Raw genomic sequence first — 15,442 nt, 5'->3', positions numbered from 1 at the left:
AGTTGCCGTCTGAAATGGGGGGAATTCCAATGCGCTTTAACTTCGGACTGGCCGCCCGGGCTTTTCTGATTCTGGCGGCCTTTTTGCTTCTGGCAGCGCCGCCGGCCCAGGTTCACGCTCAGGCCCAGGACAAGATCGGCGTCCTGCTGCTGCACGGCAAGAATCCGGGCAGCCAGAACGATCCGAATCTGGGTCGGCTGAAGTCGAAGCTGAGTGACGAGGGCATGATCACGCTGATGCCGGATATGCCCTGGTCGGCGCGACGCTATATCGACGGCGACTGGGACAAGGCCATGGCCGAGATCGACGCGCATGTGCAGAGCCTGCGCGGCAAGGGCGCCACCAAGATCGTGATCGCCGGGCACAGCATGGGCTGCCCGGCGGCAATGGGCTATGCGGCGAAGTACGGCAAGGTCGATGCCCTGGTGCTGCTGGCGCCCGGCCATGTGCCGTATTTTTACAACACATCGCCGAACCTGAAGGTGGTGCGCGACAGCATGGATGAGGCACGACGGATGGTGGCTGCCGGCGACAGCACGACACACCACAACTTCAACGACATCAATCAGGGCCGCGCACAGCAGGTGCGCATGACGGCGCCGGCATTCCTGTCCTACTTCGCAGCGGAGTCGGATGCGGAAATGTCGGTGACTGCGCCGCGGATTCCGGCGCAGACGGCAGTCATCTGGGTGATCGGCAACGAAGACCCTCTCCTGCGTGCCGGCCGCGGTTATGTCTTCGACAAACTGCCGTCCAATCCGAAAAGCCAGTATCTGCAAGTGACTGCCAATCACCTGACCACGCCGGTGGTGGCGCGCGATGCGGTGGCCGCCTGGATCAAGCAGGCCGTGGCGCGGTAATACTCAGTCACGACAGCGGACGGTTTCTGCGGTAGACTACGGGAATGGAAAAGCCGAACCCGTCGAGTTCAACGGTCTGCAGCCTGGGCGAAGCGCCCGATGCCTGGCGCGGCTATCTCTCGCCTGCCGAGATCGTCGCCGAGCTGGACAAACTGCTGCCGCGCATCCGCGATGATGCGCTGCATGCGAAGCTGAAGGCGATCCGCGACAGCCTGGACGACGACAAGGGCGCGTGACTGCGGCTGGAAAGAAGGGAAATGGTGCCCAGGGACGGAGTTGAACCGCCGACACGAGGATTTTCAGTCCTCTGCTCTACCAACTGAGCTACCTGGGCACGGGCATCCGGAGATACCATCGTTACTGGGTTTTATCCCGTAACGGCGGGCGGTTATAGACAGATTCCCCACCCCTGTCCAGCCCCGGGCCCTGCACCTGCCGCAGGCCCCGGGAGAGGTCGGATTTACATGAATTTCGCCACGATATCCGTGGTGGAGACCTTGCCGAGATCGTCGTAATGGCTCGCCAGGAAAGTTTCCGCCCTGTCGCGGCCGAGATCGCGCAGATAGCACAGGAAATCCCAGTCCGGATTCAGCTTGGACGACACGCTGAACTTGGCCAGGGTTTCCTCGGCATCGACGCTGTGAATGAAGACGCGCGGATATTTCTCGCGGTTCAGCTCGTTGGTATCCAGCAGGTTGGTGACGAACTGGATCGCGCGCATCTCGCGCATCAGGCTGGAATTCCAGCTCAGCGTGTTGATGCGGTCGAGGATCGCGGCGGCCGTGTTCGGCACGTCCGGAATGTTGATCGGATTGATCTGCACGATCAGGATGTCGTTGGTGCCCTTTTCGTAGATCAGCGGGAAGATCGGCGGGTTGCCGCAATAGCCGCCATCCCAGTAATGGTTGCCGTCGATCTCCACTGCCTGGAACAGGAAGGGCAGGCAGGCCGAGGCCATCACCGCATCGGGCGTCACTTCGTCACGGTTGAACACGCGGATGCGGCCGTTCTTGACGTTGGTGGCGCAGATGAACAGCTTGGCGGCCGTCTTGTTGGCCCGCAGCGCCTCGAAATCCACCACTTCGGCGATGATGTCGCGCAGCGGATTCATGTTGGACGGATTCAGCTGGTAGGGCGACATCATCTGCGACAGCGAATTGAAGAAATGATACATCGGCGAGAAATCCATGTTGCCGATGCTGAACAGCTTGTCGATCGGGCTGGGCTGCAGCGGGCCCTTCTTGCCGGCTTCGGACGACTTGCGCCAGAACAGTTCGAGCAGCTCCTTCGCCTTGGCCGGACCGCCCAGCCCCAGGCCATAGGCCGCCACGGCGGCATTCATGGCGCCAGCCGAGGTACCCACCAGGGCCTCAATTTCAAGACGATCATCTTCGAGGAGACGGTCCAGCACGCCCCAGGTGAAAGCGCCATGGGCGCCGCCACCCTGCAAAGCCAGCTTCAGACTCTTTTTCTTCTTCGTCATCGTCTAATCCCCAATCCTTCAATAATCAGCCGCCCGGCAGCACCGCCGGCGGGTCCAGATGCAGGAATGCTTCGTTGCGCGGCAGATACGCGCTCAGCTCGCCGCCGCGCAAGGCAGCATAGACGGCCAGCAGCAGTTGCGCCTTCATGATCACGATCCGGCCGAAATCGTCGGTGAAGAAATAGATGCGCCAGGTCATGACGCCGGCCTTCAGTTCATGCAGGGCGATGATCGGCGCCGGATCGGCCAGTACGCCGTCGACGGTAAGCGCCGCATCCTTCAGCAGGGCCTGCAGCGCGGCTTCATCAACGCCGTATTGCAGCGTGACCTCGACGAAATCCAGATGTCGCACTTGCGGGCGGTTGTGATTGAACAGCTTGGCGCGGCCGATCACCCCATTGGGCACGACCAGCAGATCCATCGTCCGGGTGCGCAAATGGGTGGCACGCCAGTTCGTCTCCAGCACCATGCCCTGAACGCCATCCATGGTGATCCAGTCGCCAGCCTTGAACGGACGTTCCATATTCAGAGCGACGCCAGCGAAGATATCGGCCAGCAGCTGCTGCAACGCAAAGCCGAGGACAATCGCAACAACGCTGGAGGTGGCGAACACGCCGGTCGGCTCCAGATCGAAGGTCTCGATGGCGATGAAGCCGGCCGCCGCCACGTAGAGCATCACATTGAACAGATCGGTCAGCAATTTGCGCTGGCGCGGCACGCCGACCAGACTCTGGCCATACATGCGGCGCCAAAGAAACAGCTCGAAACCGGTGGCCACCACCCAGGCAACGCTGAACCACGCGAGAATCGCCAACGGCCTGTCCAGCCAGACCGGCAGATAGGGCGAGATCAGCCAGGTCCACATGAACGGTGCATGGCGCGGTTCAAGCACCGCATAGACCAGACAGATCGATATCAGGAGCGCCAGAAGAAAGCGCCGTGTTTCGCGCGACATGGGCCGGACGTTAGCGTTTTGTCGCACAGGGAGCCAGCCTTTCCCCGACGCAGCGGCGCAGATACTGTGTTGCAGTGCTGTCATCGCCCGGGAGATTTCCAGGGCTGGACAACCGCGGTACCCCCGCCTTATCTCTTCGCTCGCATGGACGACACACTCACCCGGACCGTACAGCCTGCCATCATCGTGGCCGGCCTTGCCAAGACCTATGGCGATACCGACAAGCCGGTGCATGCCGTGGCCGGGATCGATTTCCATGTGCCGGCCGGCAGCGTCACGGCTTTGCTCGGCGGCAACGGCGCCGGCAAGACCACCACCATCGCCATGCTGCTCGGCCTGCTGAAGCCTACTGCCGGCAGCATCCGTATCCTGGATACCGACATGCTGCGCGACCGGCATCACGTCCTGCCGCGGCTGAACTTCTCGTCGCCTTATGTCGACCTGCCGCATCGCCTGACTGTGCGGCAGAATCTGATGGTGTTTGCCGGGCTCTATGCGGTGTCGAATGCCGGCAAACGCATCGAGCAGCTGGCCGAGGAACTGAATTTCGCCTCGCTGCTGGATCGCCCCGCCGGCGCGTTGTCGGCCGGCCAGAAGACCCGCGTAGCACTGGCCAAGGCGCTGATCAACCAGCCGGATGTGCTGCTGCTGGACGAACCGACCGCCTCGCTCGATCCCGACACCGCAGACTGGGTGCGCAGCCTGCTGGAGAAATACCGCGCCGAGCGCGGCGTCACCATCCTGCTCGCCTCACACAACATGGGCGAGGTCGAACGGCTGTGCGATCAGGTGCTGATGATGAAGCAGGGTCGCATCGTGGATCGCGGCACGGCGCCGGCGCTGGTGGCGAAATACGGCCGGCAGACTCTGGAGCAGGTCTTCCTCGATATCGCGCGCGGCCAGGGCAAGGCGGCCGAGTTGAGCGAGGTGCCATTATGAGTACGCCTTTGACACTGTCGCAGGACATCAGCTGCAGCCTGCAGCGCATCTTCGCCATGCTGCGCCGGCACTGGTATCTGCTGGCCGGATCGTGGACACGGATCGTCGAACTGATCTACTGGCCCGCCGTGCAGATGATCATGTGGGGTTTCCTCACCCAGTTCCTCGCCAGCAAGACCTCTTACGTGGCGCAGGCCTTCGGCGTCTTCCTGGCCGGCATGATGCTGTGGGATTCGATGTTCCGTGTGCAGCTCGGCGTGGCGATTTCCTTCCTGGAAGAAATGTGGTCGCGCAATCTGGGCAACCTGTTCGTCAGCCCGCTGCGGCCCGGCGAATTCGCCACATCCGTCTTGATGATGGGCCTGCTGCGCACGCTGGTCGGCATGATCCCGGTCAGTATCATGGCCTGGATCTTTTTCGATTTCTCGGTCTACGGCATGGGGCTGGCGCTGGCCGGTTTCTTCTTCAGCCTGGTCATGTTCGGCTGGGCCATCGGTGTGGCTGTCTGCGGCCTGATCATGCGCCACGGCCTCGGCGCCGAGAGCGCCGCCTGGGGCGCCATGTTCCTGATCCTGCCGGTGGCGGCGGTCTACTATCCGGTCGCCGTATTGCCCGCCTGGCTGCAGATGATCGCCTGGTCGCTGCCGCCGGCCTACGTCTTCGAGGGTATGCGCGCGCTGCTGGTAGACGGTGTGCTGCGCAGCGATCTGCTGATCGGAGCCTTCGCGCTGAACGCGCTTTATCTCGCACTCGGCTTCTGGGCCTTCCTGGCTTTCTTCGAGGCGGCGCGCCGCCGTGGCCAGCTACTGGGCCAAGGCGAGTGAAGATTGGGCGAGTAGCGCCAGCCCGTCAGTCATCAGCCGGCCGAGCAGCCGGCCCGGCAACAGCGTCAGCAATCCCGGCAGCACCAACCCGCTGAAGAACACGATCTGCATCACCCGGCGGTGGGTGTTCACCCGCCTGTTGCGGATGGCAAAGATTGCTGCCGGCACCGAGACCAGCACCACGACGCTGAGGATATGGATCGGGCTGAACCCGTCGCCGCGCAGGCCGGTGATCCAGAAGGAACTGATCGCCGCCACCAGCATCAGCGCCACCCAGATCCAGCCGAACAGGCGGTGCGAGGTGGTACCCTTGCGCCGAATCAGCATGAAGGCGCCGAGCGCCAACGCCAGAATTGTGGCGGCAAGATGGATATGGATCGCGGGACTGGCGTTCAGGAGGGGCATATAATTCATGGCCCGAGCCTGCCCTGCCCCCTGCAAACCGGCCAGCGGCTTGCTATATTGGTGTGACAGTGATCACCGGTTTTCCGGCACTTTCACGCGGCTTGGCCGTTACTGCCTGACCTTTCTACGATCCAAGGACACTTCCGTGAGCGCGACGATTGCCCTGGTCGATGACGACCGCAACATCCTGACTTCGGTTTCGATTGCCCTCGAAGCCGAGGGCTACAAGGTGCGCACCTATAACGACGGTGCCGAGGCGCTGCGCCACCTGACGCAGCAGATGCCCGACCTCGTCATCCTCGACATCAAGATGCCGCGGCTGGACGGCATGGAGACGCTGAGCCGTCTGCGCCGCGTCAGCCAGGTGCCGGTGATCTTCCTCACCTCCAAGGATGAGGAGATCGACGAAGTGCTCGGCCTCAAGATGGGTGCCGACGACTACATCACCAAACCATTCAGCCAGCGCCTGCTGATCGAACGCATCAAGGCGGTACTGCGCCGTGCCGAGGCTAACCGGCCGGGCGCGGAGGAGACATCTTCCGACAAGCTGGTGGTGCGCGGCGCGCTGACGCTCGATCCGGCACGGCATCGCTGCACCTGGAACGGCGAGGAAGTGGTGCTCACCGTCACCGAATTCCTGCTGCTCGATGCGCTGGCGCAGCGGCCCGGCCATGTGAAGAACCGCGACCAGCTGATGGATGCGGCCTATGACGACAATGTCTATGTCGACGACCGCACCATCGACAGCCACATCAAGCGGCTGCGCAAGAAGTTCAAGATGGTGGACGACAATTTCGATTCCATCGAGACGCTGTATGGCGTCGGCTATCGCTTCAAGGAGCAAGCAGCCTGATCCTGGCGGCATAGCGATGGCGGGAGGGGTGTTCGGTATGGAGGCCAGACGGTGAGCGATCCGTCTCCGCGCCGGCGGCTGATGTCGCCGCTGACGCGACGTATCCTGCTGATCAATCTTGGCGCGCCCATCGCGCTGGTGCTGGCCTTCTTCTATCTCGACCAGTTCCGCCTCAGCCTGATCGACACGCGGCTGACGGCGCTGCGCTACGAGGCCGGGCTGATCGCCGGCGCTTTGGGCGAATCCGCCATCAGCCCGTCGGAATTCAGCCCCACGCTGGAACCTGAACTGGCGCGACAGTTGCTGCGCCGCCTCTCGGCGCAGTCGAGCGCACGCTCCCGGCTGTTCGATGCCGATGGCGAGATGATTGCCGACAGCCGCCTGCTGCTGGCCGCCGGCCGCGGCGTGGTGACGCGCCAGCTGCCGCCGCCGAATATCGACACGCCCTGGGAGCAGGCGCTGATCCGGCTGTACGACGAGATCAACGCCCTGTTCATGACCACGCTCAACCTGCCGAAATATGTCGAACTGCCGTTCACGCATGCCAACGACTATCCGGAAGCGCGCGGTGCGCTGATCGGCGAGGAAAACGAGCAGCTGCGCGACCTGCCAGATGGCCGCATCATGCTGTCGGTGGCGGTACCGGTGCAGGGCCTGCGCAAGGTGCTGGGCGCCCTGCTGCTGAATGTCGACAGCGCCGAACTGGATGCCCGCGTGCGCGAGGAACGCCTCGGCGTGCTGAAGGTGTTTGCCGCAGTACTGGGCTTCACCGTGCTGGCCTCGCTCTATCTCGCCGGCGTCATCGTGCGGCCGATCCATCGCCTGGCCGAGGCAGCCGAACGCATCCGTGCCGCCAAGGGCCGCATCGCGCATCTATCGCTGCCGGATTATTCGCATCGCGAAGACGAGATCGGCGACCTGTCCAGCGTGCTGCGCGCCATGACCTCGGCATTGTCGCAGCGGCTGGACGCCATCGAGCGTTTCGCTGCCGATGTGTCGCATGAGATCAAGAATCCCCTCACCTCGCTGCGCAGTGCCATGGAAACCTTCCTGCGCACGGAAAAGCCCGAGCTGCGCGCGCGCCTGCTGGCGGTGATGCAGGACGACGTGCGCCGCATGGATCGCCTGATCACCGATATTTCCGGCGCCTCGCGTCTGGATGCCGAACTGGCGCGCAGCGAAGCCAGACCGCTCGACATCGCCGCCATGTTGCAGTCGGTGGTGGAAACCTATACCGCGCGCCTCTCCGAGACCGGCCCGAAGATCGAACTTCGGTGCATTGAGCCCGGTCCGTATCTGGCCATCGGTTTCGAAGGCCAGCTCGGCCAGGTGGTACGCAACCTGATCGACAATGCGATTTCCTTCAGCCCACCGAACGGCAGTATCGTGGTGACGGTGAAGCGCGAACCGCGCCATGTGATGTTCAGCGTCGCCGACGAAGGCCCCGGCATCCCGGCAGACAACCTGGAATCGATCTTCGAGCGTTTTTACAGCGAGCGCCCGGCCAGCGAGGCTTTCGGGCTCCATTCGGGCCTCGGCCTGTCGATTGCGCGCCAGGTCGTGCAGTCGCTCGGCGGCGATATCCATGCCGAGAACCGCGACGATGGCAGGACCGGCGCCCGCTTCATGGTGCGGCTGCCGCTCTAGGCAGCATTGTTAACCAAGCCACACGCATTGCGTCATCGCGGCATGTATTGACTCCGTCCGGAGCCCCCGGCAGGCTGCGCGGCCATGCTGACCATCCATGCGAGCTGTGTATCGATTGACGACGTCGCGGTGCTGCTGCGCGGCCCGTCCGGCGCCGGCAAATCCGACCTTGCGCTGCGCCTGCTCGAGGCCGGCGCAGCTCTGGTCGCCGACGATCAGACTTGCCTGCGGCATATCGACGGCGAACTGATCGCCAGCGCACCGGAGCGTCTGCGCGGCCTGCTGGAAATCCGCGGCATCGGTCCAGTGCGTGTATCGGCGGCAGCGCCTGCGCCCGTGGAACTGATCATCGACCTGGTACCGCTGCAGGACGTGCCCCGCCTGCCCGAACCGCGTCACGAGAACATCCTCGATGTCACGCTGCCCTGCCTGTCGCTGCATGCTTTCGAGGCGAGTGCCGCAATCAAGACAGTCTGGGCACTGGCGCGCGCCGTCGAAGGCCGGCTGTTCGAACCCGACGAGATCCCCGCCGTGACAAGCGCCACTGTAACCGAACTTTTCAAGCGCAAAGCCTGACGATGAGCGCTGCCGCTGACCCGATCCGTTTCGTTGTCGTCAGCGGCCTGTCCGGCGCCGGCAAATCCACCGCGCTTAAACTGCTGGAAGATTACGGCTACGAGGCGGTCGACAACCTGCCGATGGCATTGCTGCGCCGGCTCGCCGCGGCTGACGATGCTGACAGCACCGACAGCCAACCGCGCCGCGCCATTGCGGTTGGCATCGACAGCCGCACCCGCGACTTCCAGCCCGATCAGTTGATCGCCCTGCTCGGCGAGTTGCGCCAGCGCGACGACCTCGCCGTGCAGCTGCTGTATTTCGACTGCGAAGATGAAGTGCTGCTCAAGCGCTTCACCGCGACGCGGCGGCGTCATCCGCTGGCCGGCGACCGGCCGATTGCCGATGGCATCGCCGCCGAACGGCGGCTGATGCTGCCGCTGCGCGCTGCGGCCGATCTGGTGATCGACACGTCGATGGCGGCGTTGCCGGAATTCCGCCAGGCGCTCGCGGCCCAGTTCGCGCTGGACGCCATGCCCGGCCTCAGTATCATGGTGCTCTCGTTTTCCTACAAGCTCGGCCTGCCGCGCGAGGCGGATCTGGTGTTCGATGTACGCTTCCTGCGCAACCCCCATTATGACGACGCCCTGCGCCCGCATACCGGCGACAATCCGGCAGTCGCGGCCTATGTCAGTGCCGATCCGGGCTATGCCGATTTCTTCGGGCGATTGCGCGACATGATCGACGCGCTGCTGCCGCGCTACGCCCAGGAAGGCAAGCGTTATCTCACCATCGCCATCGGTTGCACAGGCGGTCGCCATCGCTCCGTTGTGGTTGCCGAGGCACTCGGCAAGCACTTGCGCGAAACCGGGCAACGTGTCGATATCCGTCACCGCGACCGCGATCTGACCCCAGTCTGACCCTATGTTTGACCCGGGCCTGGACCGCGGTTGCCGAGGAAGCTTCACTGCCATGACCAGCCACAAGATCGATAGCGTCCCATGATCGGTATTGTCGTCGTCACCCACGGCCGCCTTGCCGAGGAATTCATCCATGCCACCGAGCATGTGGTGGGCCCGCAGAAGAATATGCGCGCCGTCTGCATCGGTCCGGAGGACGACATGGAGCAGCGCCGGCAGGATATCCTGGCCGCCGTCGCCGCCGTCGAGACCGGCAAGGGCGTGATCGTGCTGACCGACATGTTCGGCGGCACACCGTCGAATCTGGCGATCTCCATCATGGATCAGGCCAAGGTCGAAGTGATCGCCGGCGTGAACCTGCCGATGCTGATCAAGCTGGCCAGCGTGCGCGGCAAGTCCGAGATGGCCGCTGCCGTCAGCGCCGGCCAGGAAGCCGGCCGCAAATACATCAACGTCGCCTCCAAGCTGCTGGCCGGAGAGTCGGCCGAATGACCGAGACGACCCCGAAGGACGCACCGCTCCAGCGCAGCGTCACTATTCCGAACCAGCGCGGACTGCATGCCCGTGCCGCGGCCAAGTTCGTCCAGGTCGTGGCCCGCTTCCCCCAGGCCAAGATCCAGGTCTCCAAGGACGGTCAGACCGTCAACGGGGAATCGATTATGGGACTGATGATGCTGGCCGGCACTCAGGGCTCCAGCATCGAGATCAGCGCCTCCGGCAGCGAAGCCCGGGCGGCCATGGAGGCCCTGATCAGCCTGGTCGAGGGCAAGTTCGGCGAGCCGGAGTAATCCGCTCCGCTTCTTGGCCCCTGAAAGGTCATATTCCTATATAAAGATTTCTTTATATAGCGCTGGACAGCCCGCCGGCTGCCCTGCTATATCGGCGCCCATTGAGCACATTCCTGTGTAGAGTTTCGCCAAACTGGAGCTGCCGACATGAGCGCGGATTACATCGTTAAGGATATTGGCCTGGCCGACTGGGGCCGCAAGGAACTCGACATGGCCGAGACCGAAATGCCCGGTCTGATGGCCACGCGCGCCGAATTCGGCAAGGCCCAGCCGCTGAAGGGCGCCCGCATCGCCGGCTCGCTGCATATGACGATCCAGACCGGCGTGCTGATCGAGACCCTGAAGGCGCTCGGTGCCGACATCCGCTGGGCCTCGTGCAACATCTATTCGACCCAGGATCATGCCGCCGCTGCCATCGCCAAGGCCGGCATTCCGGTTTTCGCCGTGAAGGGCGAGACCCTGGAAGAATATTGGGACTACACCCACAAGATTTTCGAATGGGCCGATGGCGGCACGCCGAACATGATCCTGGACGACGGCGGCGACGCCACCCTGCTGATCCATCTGGGCATGCAGGCGGAGAAAGACGCCTCGGTCATCTCCAAGCCGACCAATGAAGAAGAAACCGTGCTGTACGCGGCAATCGCCAAGAAGCTGAAGTCCTCGCCGGGCTGGTATTCCAAGATGGGCGCCGCCATCAAGGGCGTGACCGAAGAAACCACCACCGGCGTCCATCGCCTGTACATCATGGCCAAGGAAGGCCGCCTGCTCTTCCCGGCGATCAACGTCAACGACAGCGTCACCAAGTCGAAGTTCGACAACCTCTACGGCTGCCGCGAAAGCCTGGTCGACGGCATCCGCCGCGGCACCGACGTGATGATGGCTGGCAAGATCGCCGTGATCGCCGGCTATGGCGACGTGGGCAAGGGCTCGGCCGCCTCGCTGCGCAATGCCGGCTGCCGCGTGATGGTCACCGAGATCGACCCGATCTGCGCGCTGCAGGCCGCCATGGAAGGCTATGAGGTCGTGACCATGGAAGAGGCTGCGCCGAAGGGCGACATCTTCGTCACCGCCACCGGCAACCTCGATGTCATCACGCTGGACCACATGCGTGCGATGAAGCATCGCGCCATCGTCTGCAACATCGGTCACTTCGACAGCGAGATCCAGATCGGNNTGTCGGAAGGCCGCCTGGTCAACCTGGGCAATGCCACCGGTCACCCCAGCTTCGTGATGAGCGCCTCCTTCACCAACCAGGTGCTGGCGCAGATGGAACTGTGGACCAACCCGGGCAAGTACGAGAAGCAGGTCTATACCCTGCCGAAGCACCTGGACGAGAAGGTCGCCAGCCTCCATCTGGAGAAGGTCGGCGCCAAGCTGACCAAGCTGACCCCGGTGCAGTCGAAGTATCTCGGCATCGGCGAAAAGGGCCCGTTCAAGCCGGACCATTACCGCTACTAAGCCAGTATCGTTTTCGGGGCGAATCGCTCCGCAATGCAAAGGCCGGGTTTCAACCCGGCCTTTGTTGTTTTTAACGCCTTGTTTTGCACCTTAAGGCTGGCCGATAGTGGCTCTATGCTTGGGGCCAGAAAATCTGAATCGCCGGAGCAAATCGCGTGAACGAGGTCTGGGGCCTTGCGGCACTGGCTGCGGCGGCAGCCGGCCTCGCCGGATGGCAGGCCCTGCGCGCGCAGGGCCTTGCCGAACGGCTGCGCCGCGTCGAAGCCGAGATGGCGGCCATCGCCATTGCGCGCGACGGCGAACGCAAGGCCGCCGGATCGCTGCAGCGGCGGATCGACAGCCTGACGGCAGAGATCGAACAACTGCGCAGCGCCGAAGCGCAGGCCAGCGCGTTGCTGGATGCCGCGCCCTTCCCGATCTGGCGTCGCGATGGCGAAGGCCGCCTGTTCTGGGTCAATGCGCGCTATGCCCTGATGGCCGAGACCACCGCGCAGGATGCGGTCGAGCGCGGGCTGGAACTGGCCTCGGCACACGATCTCGATCAGCCGCGCGACCTCGCACTGGCGGCGCGCGCAGCAGCCACGCTGAAATCGCAGGAACGCCGGTTCGTCGCCGAGGGCGACCGGCGCAACTATCGCATCTTCGAGCTGCCCGTGGGCGACGGCACGCTCGGCTTCGGCCAGGACATCACACCGGAAGCCGATGCGCGCGGCCAGCTGCGCCGCCATATGGAAGCCCATATGGAGGTGCTGCGCACCATCTCGACCGCCACCGCCATCTACGGCCCGGACAAGAAGCTGCTGATCTGGAATCGCGCCTATGCGCGGCTGTGGCAGCTCGATGAAGCCTGGCTGGAAACCCGACCGACTTTCGGTGAAGTACTGGAGCAGCTGCGTGTCGAGCGCCGTCTGCCCGAACAGATCGACTGGCAAGCCTACAAGCGCGGCCAGCTCTCGCTCTTCACCACCGTGATCGAACGGCAGGAAGAGCTGATGCATCTGCCCGATGGTTCAACCCTCCGTCTGGTGATCAGTGCCTATCCCTCCGGCGGCCTGCTGTTTGCCTATGATGACGTGACGCGCCAATTAACTTTGGAGCGCGCCACCAACACCATGATCGCGGTGCAGCGCGCCACGCTGGACAACCTTTACGAAGCCGTCGTGGTCTATGGCTCCGACGGGCGGCTGTCACTGTATAACCGCGCCTTCGCCCAGCTATGGGAAATCGACGTCAACCTGCTGAACCGCCAGCCGCATATCACCGAAGTGGTGGAGGCCGTGCGGCCGCTGATGCAGCGCAGCCCCGACTGGGGCCAGCAGCGCCAGCGCCTGATCGACAGTTTCGCCAGCCGCAAGGGCACGCGTGGCAGGCTGGAACGCGGCGACGGCACGGTGATCGACTATGCATCGGTGCCGCTGCCTGACGGCGCCGTGCTCTACACGTATCTGGATGTCAGCGCCAATATCCGTATCGAGCGCGCGCTGCGCGAGCGCAACGAAGCGCTGGAACGCACCGACCGCATGAATGCGGCCTTCATCAGCAACATCACACATGACCTGCGTTCGCCGCTCGGCACGCTGATCAGCATGACCGAAGTGCTGTCACAGGGCATCCTTGGCCCGATGAATCCGCGGCAGGAGGAATACTGCGCCGATATCATGACGACGTCGCGCGACCTGCTGAAGCTGCTCGACGATATCATTGCCATCGCCACCATCGAGGTCGGCCAGATGGCGCTCGATCCCGTGGAATTGTCGCTCGATCTCCTGTGGCGCGACGAAGCCGCCCAGTGGCGCGAAATCGCCGAGCGCCGCGCCATCGGCCTGGATCTGCCCGACCATGGCGGCAACGGCACCGTCATCGGCGACGGCCAGCGGCTGCGTCAGGCGCTCGACAGTGTGATGGCGGCTGCATTGGATGGCACGCCAGATGGCGGCCGCGTCATGCTCGCGCTGTCGGTGGACGATGAATCGTATCTCGGCCTGCGGCTGGAATGCCACAGCGGGGGCTTGAGCCCGGTGCAGCCGCGTCAGCTGTTCGCCGACCTGATCGATACGCCAGACCAGCGGCGCATGGATGCCGACCTGTCACTGATCGTGGCGCGCGGCCTGTTCGATCTGCACGGCGTGCGGCTGAAACTGGACAACAGCGAAGGCACACAGGCTGTCGATATCCTGCTGCCGCGCTATCCGCTGCCCGAACCGGGCCCGATTGCCGCGCTGCTGGCGCGCCAGTAGACTCAGCATTATGCCGATGATTCGCCGCTACCAGTTGCCTGACGAAGCGGCAACCGCTGCCCTGGGCATGCTGCTGGCCGACCGGCTGCAGCCTGGCGACGCCATCCTGCTGGATGGCGCGCTTGGCGTCGGCAAGACTTGCTTCGCCCGCGCCCTGATCCGGCATCTCAGCGGCAACGAGACCGAAGTGCCGAGCCCGAGCTTCAACCTCGTCCTCACCTACGATATACCGCAGGGAATGCTATGGCATTTCGATCTCTATCGGATCGGTAATCCGCGTGAACTCGACGAACTCGGCCTCGACGATGCCCTGCGCGACGGCGTGACGCTGGTCGAGTGGCCGGACCGGCTGGGATCACAGGCACCGGCGGGTGCGTTGACAGTATCGTTGTCGCTGCTGACCGATGCCGCCGGGCCGCGGCGCGCCGATTTAACCGGCAATGCTGACTGGGCGACCCGCCTCGCTGATCTTCCCGAAACCTTTGTCCATGATGCCGATGTCTGACCGCGCCAGCCTGTCTCGTGATTTTCTGCAGCGCGCCGGCTGGGGCGATGCGGCGCGCTCCAAACTGGCCGGCGACGCTTCCTTCCGCAAATACGAGCGGCTGAACCGAAACGGCGAGCCGGCCGTGCTGATGGATGCGCCGCCGCCGCAGGAAGACGTTCGGCCTTTCATGCGCATTGCGCGCCATCTTGAATCTTTGAGCTACAGCGCACCGCGCATTCTCGCCGAGGATGCCGAACGCGGTTTCCTGCTGCTGGAAGACCTTGGCGACGATCTGTTTGCGCGCCTGCTGAAACAGGGCGGCGAGGAGCGCGGGCTGTATGAGGCCACCATCGATTTTCTGCTCGACCTCCATCGTCATCCCGCACCTGCCGATCTCGCGCCCTATGACGAAACGCGCCTGATCGATGAAGCCGAACTGTTTACCGGCTGGTATCTGCCGGCCCTGACCGGCCACGAAACACCGGACAACATCCGGCAGGCCTTCCGTTTCCTGTTCGGCATCCTGGCGCCCGAAGTCGGCATGGATGCCGTGCCGGACAAGCGTGTGCTGGTGCTGCGCGATTTCCATGCCGAGAATCTGATCTGGCTGCCGCAGCGCAAGGGCCCCGCACGGCTCGGCCTGCTCGATTTCCAGGATGCCGTGGCCGGACACCCGGCTTATGACCTCGTTTCGCTGCTGGAAGACGCGCGCCGCGATGTCGATCCCGATCTCGCCGAAGCCATGCTGCAGCGTTACATCGCCGGCAGCGGTGTCGATGACACTGCCTTCCGTCGCGCCTATGCCATCCTCGGCGCGCAGCGCAACATCCGCATCATCGGCATTTTCACCCGGCTGTGGAAACGCGACGGCAAGCCGCAGTATCAGGCTTTCATGCCGCGCATGTGGGGTCTGCTGGAGCGCGACCTGGCGCATCCGGCACTGGCCGACCTGCGTAGCTGGCTCGATGCGATGGTGCCGCAGGAGCGGCGGCGCCAGCCATTGCCGGGGCTGTGATGGAACGCGTACC

General features: G+C 63.8%; 17 protein-coding genes and 1 tRNA gene. 14 read left to right on the top strand and 4 right to left on the bottom strand.

Going from position 1 to position 15,442, the window contains the following annotated elements; genetic code table 11:
- Positions 1-29 precede the first annotated feature (29 nt).
- Together CTR53_RS06230 and CTR53_RS06225 are read left to right on the top strand one after the other, a co-directional pair.
- Positions 30-860, top strand: coding sequence for an alpha/beta hydrolase (locus CTR53_RS06230; protein ID WP_290810079.1), 831 nt, complete (start codon positions 30-32; stop codon positions 858-860).
- 44 nt (positions 861-904) lie between these two features.
- The gene (locus tag CTR53_RS06225) at positions 905-1,096 is read left to right on the top strand and encodes a hypothetical protein (RefSeq protein WP_290810077.1); all 192 of its coding nucleotides are present in this window, start codon (positions 905-907) and stop codon (positions 1,094-1,096) included.
- Positions 1,097-1,118: 22 nt separating this feature from the next.
- On the opposite strand, the gene CTR53_RS06220 is transcribed toward CTR53_RS06225, so the two are convergent.
- The 3 genes from CTR53_RS06220 to CTR53_RS06210 all read right to left on the bottom strand — a co-directional run bounded on the left by CTR53_RS06220 (position 1,119) and on the right by CTR53_RS06210 (position 3,298).
- Positions 1,119-1,194 (bottom strand) — tRNA-Phe (locus CTR53_RS06220).
- Between the two features lie 126 nt (positions 1,195-1,320).
- Positions 1,321-2,343 carry a patatin-like phospholipase family protein gene (locus CTR53_RS06215; protein WP_290810075.1) on the bottom strand — a complete coding sequence of 341 codons (1,023 nt, stop codon included), beginning with the start codon at positions 2,341-2,343 and terminating at the stop codon, positions 1,321-1,323.
- A 25-nt stretch (positions 2,344-2,368) separates the two neighbouring features.
- Positions 2,369-3,298: a mechanosensitive ion channel family protein gene (locus CTR53_RS06210; RefSeq protein WP_290810073.1), complete on the bottom strand. Its 930-nt coding sequence runs from the start codon at positions 3,296-3,298 to the stop codon at positions 2,369-2,371.
- Between the two features lie 144 nt (positions 3,299-3,442).
- On the opposite strand from CTR53_RS06210, the gene CTR53_RS06205 reads away from it, so the two are divergent.
- Both CTR53_RS06205 and CTR53_RS06200 read left to right on the top strand, forming a co-directional pair.
- The gene (locus CTR53_RS06205) at positions 3,443-4,237 is read left to right on the top strand and encodes an ABC transporter ATP-binding protein (protein WP_290810071.1); all 795 of its coding nucleotides are present in this window, start codon (positions 3,443-3,445) and stop codon (positions 4,235-4,237) included.
- Positions 4,234-5,061 (top strand): ABC transporter permease, encoded by an 828-nt coding sequence (locus tag CTR53_RS06200; protein WP_290810069.1) that lies wholly within the window; start codon positions 4,234-4,236, stop codon positions 5,059-5,061. Before CTR53_RS06205 ends, CTR53_RS06200 begins: the two co-directional genes overlap by 4 nt.
- Here the strand turns inward: CTR53_RS06200 and CTR53_RS06195 are convergent.
- Positions 5,041-5,475 (bottom strand): DUF2306 domain-containing protein, encoded by a 435-nt coding sequence (locus CTR53_RS06195; protein ID WP_290810067.1) that lies wholly within the window; start codon positions 5,473-5,475, stop codon positions 5,041-5,043. The two genes, CTR53_RS06200 and CTR53_RS06195, sit on opposite strands and share 21 nt — an antisense overlap.
- A 136-nt stretch (positions 5,476-5,611) precedes the next feature.
- Here CTR53_RS06195 and CTR53_RS06190 point away from each other — a divergent pair, with 136 nt between their 5' ends.
- From CTR53_RS06190 to CTR53_RS06145, 10 genes are all read left to right on the top strand, one after another.
- Positions 5,612-6,319: a response regulator transcription factor gene (locus tag CTR53_RS06190; protein ID WP_290810065.1), complete on the top strand. Its 708-nt coding sequence runs from the start codon at positions 5,612-5,614 to the stop codon at positions 6,317-6,319.
- A 51-nt stretch (positions 6,320-6,370) separates the two neighbouring features.
- A complete protein-coding gene (locus CTR53_RS06185) occupies positions 6,371-7,966 on the top strand; it encodes a stimulus-sensing domain-containing protein (protein WP_290810063.1) in 1,596 nt (531 codons plus the stop codon).
- 84 nt (positions 7,967-8,050) lie between these two features.
- Positions 8,051-8,542: an HPr kinase/phosphorylase gene (locus tag CTR53_RS06180; protein ID WP_290810061.1), complete on the top strand. Its 492-nt coding sequence runs from the start codon at positions 8,051-8,053 to the stop codon at positions 8,540-8,542.
- 2 nt (positions 8,543-8,544) lie between these two features.
- Entirely contained in the window at positions 8,545-9,441 is an 897-nt protein-coding gene (gene rapZ / locus CTR53_RS06175) for an RNase adapter RapZ (protein ID WP_290810059.1), read from the top strand.
- A gap of 81 nt (positions 9,442-9,522) precedes the next feature.
- Positions 9,523-9,933: a PTS sugar transporter subunit IIA gene (locus CTR53_RS06170; RefSeq protein ID WP_290810057.1), complete on the top strand. Its 411-nt coding sequence runs from the start codon at positions 9,523-9,525 to the stop codon at positions 9,931-9,933.
- Entirely contained in the window at positions 9,930-10,229 is a 300-nt protein-coding gene (locus tag CTR53_RS06165) for an HPr family phosphocarrier protein (RefSeq protein ID WP_290810055.1), read from the top strand. The genes CTR53_RS06170 and CTR53_RS06165 overlap by 4 nt, the downstream gene beginning before the upstream one ends.
- 147 nt (positions 10,230-10,376) lie before the next feature.
- Positions 10,377-11,690 carry an adenosylhomocysteinase gene (locus CTR53_RS06160; RefSeq protein WP_290810053.1) on the top strand — a complete coding sequence of 438 codons (1,314 nt, stop codon included), beginning with the start codon at positions 10,377-10,379 and terminating at the stop codon, positions 11,688-11,690.
- 155 nt (positions 11,691-11,845) lie between these two features.
- Complete coding sequence (locus CTR53_RS06155) at positions 11,846-13,927, top strand: PAS domain-containing sensor histidine kinase (protein ID WP_290810051.1); 2,082 nt, start codon at positions 11,846-11,848, stop codon at positions 13,925-13,927.
- 10 nt (positions 13,928-13,937) lie between these two features.
- Positions 13,938-14,432: a tRNA (adenosine(37)-N6)-threonylcarbamoyltransferase complex ATPase subunit type 1 TsaE gene (gene tsaE / locus CTR53_RS06150; RefSeq protein ID WP_290810049.1), complete on the top strand. Its 495-nt coding sequence runs from the start codon at positions 13,938-13,940 to the stop codon at positions 14,430-14,432.
- On the top strand, positions 14,416-15,429 hold the full coding sequence (locus CTR53_RS06145; protein WP_290810047.1) for a phosphotransferase: 1,014 nt from the start codon (positions 14,416-14,418) through the stop codon (positions 15,427-15,429). The genes tsaE and CTR53_RS06145 overlap by 17 nt, the downstream gene beginning before the upstream one ends.
- The last annotated feature ends 13 nt before the right edge of the window (positions 15,430-15,442 follow it).

The organism is Ferrovibrio sp., assembly GCF_002796975.1.
GTDB lineage: Bacteria > Pseudomonadota > Alphaproteobacteria > Ferrovibrionales > Ferrovibrionaceae > Ferrovibrio.
This window is presented reverse-complemented; position numbering and strand designations above follow the sequence as displayed.